Source organism: Acidobacteriota bacterium, assembly GCA_016195325.1.
Lineage (GTDB): Bacteria > Acidobacteriota > Polarisedimenticolia > JACPZX01 > JACPZX01 > JACPZX01.
On sequence record JACPZX010000061.1, the window covers coordinates 22,854 to 28,963 of the forward strand.

General features: G+C 70.4%; 7 protein-coding genes. All 7 read left to right on the forward strand.

Going from position 1 to position 6,110, the window contains the following annotated elements; genetic code table 11:
* Positions 1-45: 45 nt before the first annotated feature.
* The 7 genes from HY049_11675 to HY049_11705 are packed head-to-tail and all read left to right on the forward strand — an operon-like array spanning position 46 to position 5,976.
* On the forward strand, positions 46-660 hold the full coding sequence (locus tag HY049_11675) for an OmpH family outer membrane protein (GenBank protein ID MBI3449559.1): 615 nt from the start codon (positions 46-48) through the stop codon (positions 658-660).
* Positions 661-663: 3 nt separating this feature from the next.
* Positions 664-1,710, forward strand: coding sequence for a UDP-3-O-(3-hydroxymyristoyl)glucosamine N-acyltransferase (gene lpxD / locus HY049_11680; protein ID MBI3449560.1), 1,047 nt, complete (start codon positions 664-666; stop codon positions 1,708-1,710).
* Positions 1,710-2,159: a 3-hydroxyacyl-ACP dehydratase FabZ gene (gene fabZ, locus HY049_11685; protein MBI3449561.1), complete on the forward strand. Its 450-nt coding sequence runs from the start codon at positions 1,710-1,712 to the stop codon at positions 2,157-2,159. Before lpxD ends, fabZ begins: the two co-directional genes overlap by 1 nt.
* Entirely contained in the window at positions 2,156-2,935 is a 780-nt protein-coding gene (gene lpxA / locus HY049_11690; protein ID MBI3449562.1) for an acyl-ACP--UDP-N-acetylglucosamine O-acyltransferase, read from the forward strand. Before fabZ ends, lpxA begins: the two co-directional genes overlap by 4 nt.
* Positions 2,932-3,918: a Gfo/Idh/MocA family oxidoreductase gene (locus tag HY049_11695; GenBank protein MBI3449563.1), complete on the forward strand. Its 987-nt coding sequence runs from the start codon at positions 2,932-2,934 to the stop codon at positions 3,916-3,918. The genes lpxA and HY049_11695 overlap by 4 nt, the downstream gene beginning before the upstream one ends.
* Positions 3,902-5,002: a beta-lactamase family protein gene (locus HY049_11700; protein ID MBI3449564.1), complete on the forward strand. Its 1,101-nt coding sequence runs from the start codon at positions 3,902-3,904 to the stop codon at positions 5,000-5,002. Before HY049_11695 ends, HY049_11700 begins: the two co-directional genes overlap by 17 nt.
* On the forward strand, positions 4,990-5,976 hold the full coding sequence (locus tag HY049_11705) for a TonB C-terminal domain-containing protein (GenBank protein ID MBI3449565.1): 987 nt from the start codon (positions 4,990-4,992) through the stop codon (positions 5,974-5,976). The genes HY049_11700 and HY049_11705 overlap by 13 nt, the downstream gene beginning before the upstream one ends.
* The last annotated feature ends 134 nt before the right edge of the window (positions 5,977-6,110 follow it).

A 6,110-nucleotide genomic window follows, 5' to 3' on the forward strand; every position in this document is an offset into this window, starting at 1 on the left:
CCGGCGGAAGAGTCAACGCCGGGCCCTGACAGGAGGTCGTCAAAGATGTCGAGCTTCACTCGAATGCTGCTGCTGTCCGCGACGGCACTCGCCGCGGCGGGCGTTCCGGCCGTGGCGCAGGGCGCGCCGGCTCCCGCAGAGATCCGACTCGCGGTCGTCGACATGGATCGCGTCATGGCGGAGAGCGAGATGGGGAAGATGGAGCAGGTTGGCATCGACAAGCTGAAGGCCGACCGGACAGCGCTCATCGCCTCCAAGCAGAAGGAGCTGGACTCGATGGAGGAGCAGATCCGCAACGCCTCGCTCTCGTGGAGCGACGAGAAGCGTGAGGACCAGTCCCGCCAGTTCGAGGTCAAGCGCGTGGAGCTCCGGAGGCTCAACGAGGACGCGACCCGGGACGTGCAGGCCGAGTTCAACCGGTCGATGACCAAGCTGCAGAAGGCGGCGCTGGGAGTGACCGGGGCGATCGGGCGCGAGAAGGGGTACACACTGGTCCTCGAGAAGAACACGGTCCCCGTCCTGTACGCCTCGGACACGATCGAGATCACCGACGACGTCATCCGGCGGCTGAACGCCTCGAGGGGAGCCGAGGCGGCGAAGGCTCCGGCCGCGCCGGCGAAGCCCGCGACGAACCCGCCGAAGCCCGGAGGGGGGCGGTAGGGCGTGGCTTCCGTCTCCCGCACGCTTCACGAGATCGCGGCCGCCGTCGGCGGCCGCGTCGAGGGAAACGGCGACGAGCGGATCGAGGGCGTGGCGCCGATCGAGCTCGCGGGACCCGGACAGATCACCTTTCTCGCGAACGCGAAGTATCTGAAGCGCGCCCTCGACGCGAAGCCGGGCGCCATCCTGGCGGCGCCGGGGGTCGATCTTCCGGGGGCGAACGTCGTCCGCGTCGCCGATCCCTACCTGGCGATGGCGCGCGTTCTCTCCCTCTTCCACCCGGCGCGCGTCACGGCGCCGGGGGTCCGTCCGTCCGCCACGGTGGGAGCCGGATGCTCCATCGACCCTTCCGCCGCCGTCCTCGACGGGGCCCGGATCGGCGAGCGGGTGACGCTCGGCGCCCGCAGCGTGATCCATCCCGGCGCGGCGATCGGCGACGGCTGCGAGATCGGCGCCGACACGGTCGTGCACGCCAACGCGACGCTGTACGCGCGGACGAGGGTCGGCGACCGGGTCGTGATCCACTCAGGCGCGGTGCTCGGCTCGGACGGATTCGGCTTCGCGCATGACGGAACGCTCCCGGTCAAGATCCCGCAGGTGGGGAACGTCCTCGTCGAGGACGACGTCGAGATCGGCGCCAACGCGACGATCGACCGGGCCACGTTCGGAAGCACGATCGTCGGCAGGGGAGTCAAGATCGATAATCTGGTGCAGGTGGCCCACAATGTGGTGATCGGCGCGGGGAGCATCCTCGTGGCCCAGTCCGGCATCTCGGGCTCGACGAAGCTCGGCAAGGGGGTCGTCGTCGCCGGCCAGTCCGGCGCCGTGGGTCACATCACGATCGGGGACGGGGCGAAGATCGGCGCGAAGTCGGCGGTGACGCACGATCTGCCGGCGGGAGCCTTCGTGATGGGGCACCCGGCGATCGAGGCGGGCGTCTGGAGGCGCTCGGTGGCGGCGTTCGCCCGGCTCCCCGAGATCCTGAGGCGGCTGCGGCGCCTGGAGCGGGCGGGGGCGGGCGCGGGGGATTCCGAGGGGGAGGGGGAGTGATGGTTTCGATTCGGGAGATTCTGGACGTGCTGCCGCACCGTTATCCGTTCCTCCTCGTCGACCGCATCGTCGAGATCGAGGAGAAGACGCGCGCGGTGGGCATCAAGAACGTGACGATCAACGAGCCCTTCTTCCAGGGGCACTTCCCGGGCCATCCCGTGATGCCCGCGGTGCTCGTCGTCGAGGGAATGGCCCAGGTGGGGGCGGTCATGCTGCTCGCGTCGATGCCCGATCGCCGCCGCAAGCTGATCTATTTCACGGGGATCGACAACGCGCGATTCCGGCGGCCGATCGTCCCGGGGGACCAGATCCGCTACGAGCTGACCGTCCTGAAGCTCAAGTCGCGAACCTGCCGGATGAAAGGAGAGGCCTTCGTGGAGGGGCAGCTCGCCGCCGAGGCGGAGATCCTCTCGGCGCTCGTGGATGCCCCAGGGGGAGGCGCGGCGTGACCTCGGCGATTCACCCGACGGCCGTCGTCTCGCCGGAGGCGCGGATCGGCGACGGGACGACGGTGGGGGCCTATGCGGTCGTCGGCGACCACGTGACGCTGGGCCCCGGCTGCGAGGTGATGGCGCACGCGTCGCTCGCCGGGCCGCTCGAGGCGGGCCGGGGATGCCGGTTCTTCCCGTTCGTCTCCATCGGCACGGAGCCCCAGGACCTGAAGTTCAAGGGCGAGATGACGCAGGTCGTCGCCGGAGACGCCAACGTCTTCCGGGAGTACGTCACGGTGAACCGCGGCACCGCCGGCGGCGGAGGCGTGACGCGGATCGGGAGCGGGAACCTGTTCATGGCCTACTCCCACGTCGCGCACGACTGCCAGGTGGGGAGCGGGACGGTCTTCGCGAACGCCGCGACCCTCGCCGGCCACGTGACGGTCGAGGACTTCTCGACGGTCGGAGCTTTCAGCGGGGTGCACCAGTTCTGCCGCGTCGGCCGCCACGCGTTCATCGGCGGGTACTCGGTCATCACGCAGGACGCCCTTCCGTTCGTGAAGAGCGTGGGGAATCGCGCCGAGGCCTTCGGGATCAACACGGTGGGGCTGGAGCGGAAGGGTTTCGACGCCGCCGAGATCTCGAGCTTGAAGCGCGCCTACCGGTTCCTCTTGCAGGCGGGGCTGAACACATCCCAGGCTCTCGAGCGCATCGAGGGGGAGATTCCCCCGTGCCCGTCGGTGACCTACCTCGTCGAGTTCATCCGGACCTCGAAGCGAGGGGTGATCAAATGACGGCGCTCCTCGCGGGCGGAGAGCTCCGGGTCGGCGTCGTCGGGGTCGGCTACCTCGGCAGGCATCACGCGCGCATCTACGCGTCGCAGTCGGGAGTGCGCCTCGTCGGCGTCGCCGACAGCTCCGCGGAACGCGCGCGGGAGATCGGCGCGCTCCACGGCGCCGAGGCCTTCACGGATCACCGCCGCCTCCTCGGCCGCGTCGACGCCGTTTCGGTCGCGACTCCCACGGTCTCGCACCGGGCCGTCGCCGCCGACTTCCTCCGCGAGGGGGTGGCGGTCCTGGTCGAGAAGCCGATGGCGGCCACGCTCCCCGAGGCGGACGATCTCATCTCCCTCGCGGCGGGCACGGGCGCCCTTCTCGCGGTCGGACACACGGAGCGGTTCAACCCGGCGGTGGAGGCGCTCTGCGAGCGGGCGCGCGAGCCCCGGTTCATCGAGGTCCACCGGCTCGGGACCTTCCCGGCCCGGAGCCTGGACATCGACGTGGTCCTCGATCTCATGATTCACGACATCGACCTGGTGCTCGCGCTCTCGCGCGGGGCGGGAAGCGAAGGGGTGGAGGCGCTCGACGCCGTGGGGGTGAACGCCCTGACGCGCCGGGTCGACATCGCCAACGCCCGGCTCCGGATGCGCGGCGGCTGCGTCGCGAACCTGACGGCGAGCCGGATCAGCACCGGGAAGGTCCGCAAGGTGCGCGTCTTCACCCGGGACGCCTACCTGTCGTGCGATTGCGCCGATCAGACGCTCGAGGAGTACCGGCTCGCCGGAGCGCCGGGGTCGGGAGCCCCTCCGGCCATCGCGCGCACCGCTCCCGCCATCACCAGGGACGAGCCGCTGGCGCGCGAGCTGCGCGCGTTCGCCGAGGCAGCCCGCTCCCGAAGTCCGTTCGCCGTGACCGGGGCCCAGGGACGGGAGGCGCTCGCGGTGGCTCTCGCCGTCGCGGAGCGGATTGAGGAGGGCTTGCGTGAGGGGGCCCGCTGAATTCCTCGACGAGTGCGTGCGGTCGGGGGATCTCCCCTCGGCCTCGTGGATCGTCGCCGGCGCCGAAGGGGTTCTCGATTCCGGCGCGGTGGGCTCCGCGGCCCTCCTGCCCCATCGCGTCGCCGCCACGACGGAGACGATTTACGACCTCGCCTCGCTGACCAAGCCGCTCGTCACGTCGCCCCTGGCCATCGTCCTGGGACGCCAGGCGGGGATCGGCTTCGGGGATCCCGCGGGGAGATTCCTGCCGGAATTCACACGCCTCGACAAGCGCGACATCACGCTCGCGCAACTCCTCACGCACACGTCCGGGCTCCCCGACTGGGCGCCCCTGTACCTCCACGGGTGTTCGATCCGTGAGTACCTGGGACAGATCCGCGAGACGGCGCTCCGGACCACCCCGGGCGCCCGCGTCCTCTACTCCGATCTGGGCTACATCGCGCTCGGGGCCATCCTCGAGAAGGTGGGGGGAGCTCCCCTCGACGCGCTCTGCGCCCGTTTCATCACGGGGCCTGCCGGATCCGGGGCCCTCTTCCGCCCGGCGGCCTCCCTCGGCCCGCGGGTGGCCCCGACCGAGGAGGCGTGCAACTATGAGCGCGAGAAAGCGGGGGCGGGTGCCGCCGGATACCAGGGGTGGCGCCGCGGCCTCGTGCACGGGGAGGTGCACGACCAGAACGCCTGGGCCGCGGGAGGCGTCGCGGGGCACGCGGGGCTCTTCGGGACCGCCGAGGACGTCCACCGCATCGCGCGCGAGGTGATTTCGGTCGAGCCCAGTTGGCTTCGGGAGGAAGATCTGGCGCTCATCACCAAGGCGCAGTCGGGGCCGGGGCCGGAGCCGAGGTCCTTCGCGTTCCGGGTCAATCGTGGAGCGGATGGCGGCGTGGATGCGACGACCGCGGCGGGGGCCGCGCTCGCCGCTTCGGCGATCGGCCACAACGGGTTCACCGGAACGTCGATCTGGCTCGAGCCCGAGCGCCGCCGCGTCTACGTCCTGCTCACCAACAGGGTCCACCCGTTTGTCCGCGCCGACGTCGACATGAACGCCATCCGGCGCGGATTCCACGAGACGGCATGCCGAGTGTGAACGACGACCCGATCTTCACCCCCCCGCCGCGGCCGCCGCGATTCACGCCGATCACGTTTCGCGAGGCGATCATGGGAAGCGTGCTGGCGCACGCCTTCCTCCTCATCGTCGTGCTGCTCCTTCCGGCCGGGTTTCTCAGGGCTCCCGTCTTCCTGACGCCCGCCCAGGATCAGCCGGTGCACATGACCTTCGTCCAGGATTCACCGCGGCCGGCCGCGCCGAACCCTCTGTCGCCCAACGTCTCGGATCGCGATCGCCGCAGGGCGCAGGAGCTGACCCCCCCTCGATCCGCGCGCCAGACGCCGTACTCGCGAGGGAACACCCCCGCCCAGGTCGCCGAGGGGCCGCTCAAGAAACCGGGGCCGCCGCCGGGCTCGCCGCCGCCGCTGGTCGCGGAGACGCCGAAGGAGGTCACCGCGCGGACCGAGATGGATCCGCCGAACGGGAAGGGGGCCCTCTACGTGCCGCCGCGCGGAGCGGAGGAGTCCGGTCGCGCGACCTCCGACGAGAGCCCCGACGCGCTCGCGGAGAAGGGGGCAAGGCTGAAGGACGCGCTGGCGCAGATGGGCGCGCAGGGGGCCGGATCGGGCGGATCGAACTACCGGTTCGACAACCCCACGGGGGGGCTCGCGACGCCGGCGGGATCGCTCTCGTTCGACACGAAGGGGTTCGACTGGGGCCCGTACTCGCGGCGCATCTACTGGATCATCTGGTCCAACTGGCACGACCGGATGCCGCCGGCCGTCTACGCGGGGCTCAAGGGCTCGGTTACCGTGCACTTCGTCATCCACAAGGACGGCCACATCACCGACATCGAGATCCTCACGCCGTCCGGAGTGCCGGCGTACGACAGCGCGGCGACGCTCGCGCTCGAGGCGTCGAGCCCGCTGCCGCCGCTCCCGGACAATTTTCCGAAGGAGAGCGACGGCGTGACGGGGCGATTCCTCTACAACATCTGGGAGGAGGGGGACTAGCCCGGATTTCTCACCGTAGATATTGCAAAGGGCTGTTCCTTTGAGGCATAACGCTTTTGCGACAAAGAGTTGTGCCGATCAGAGGAGACAGCCCGATGCAGACAGAGTGTACGCAAAGTTCCTTCCCGTTTCAC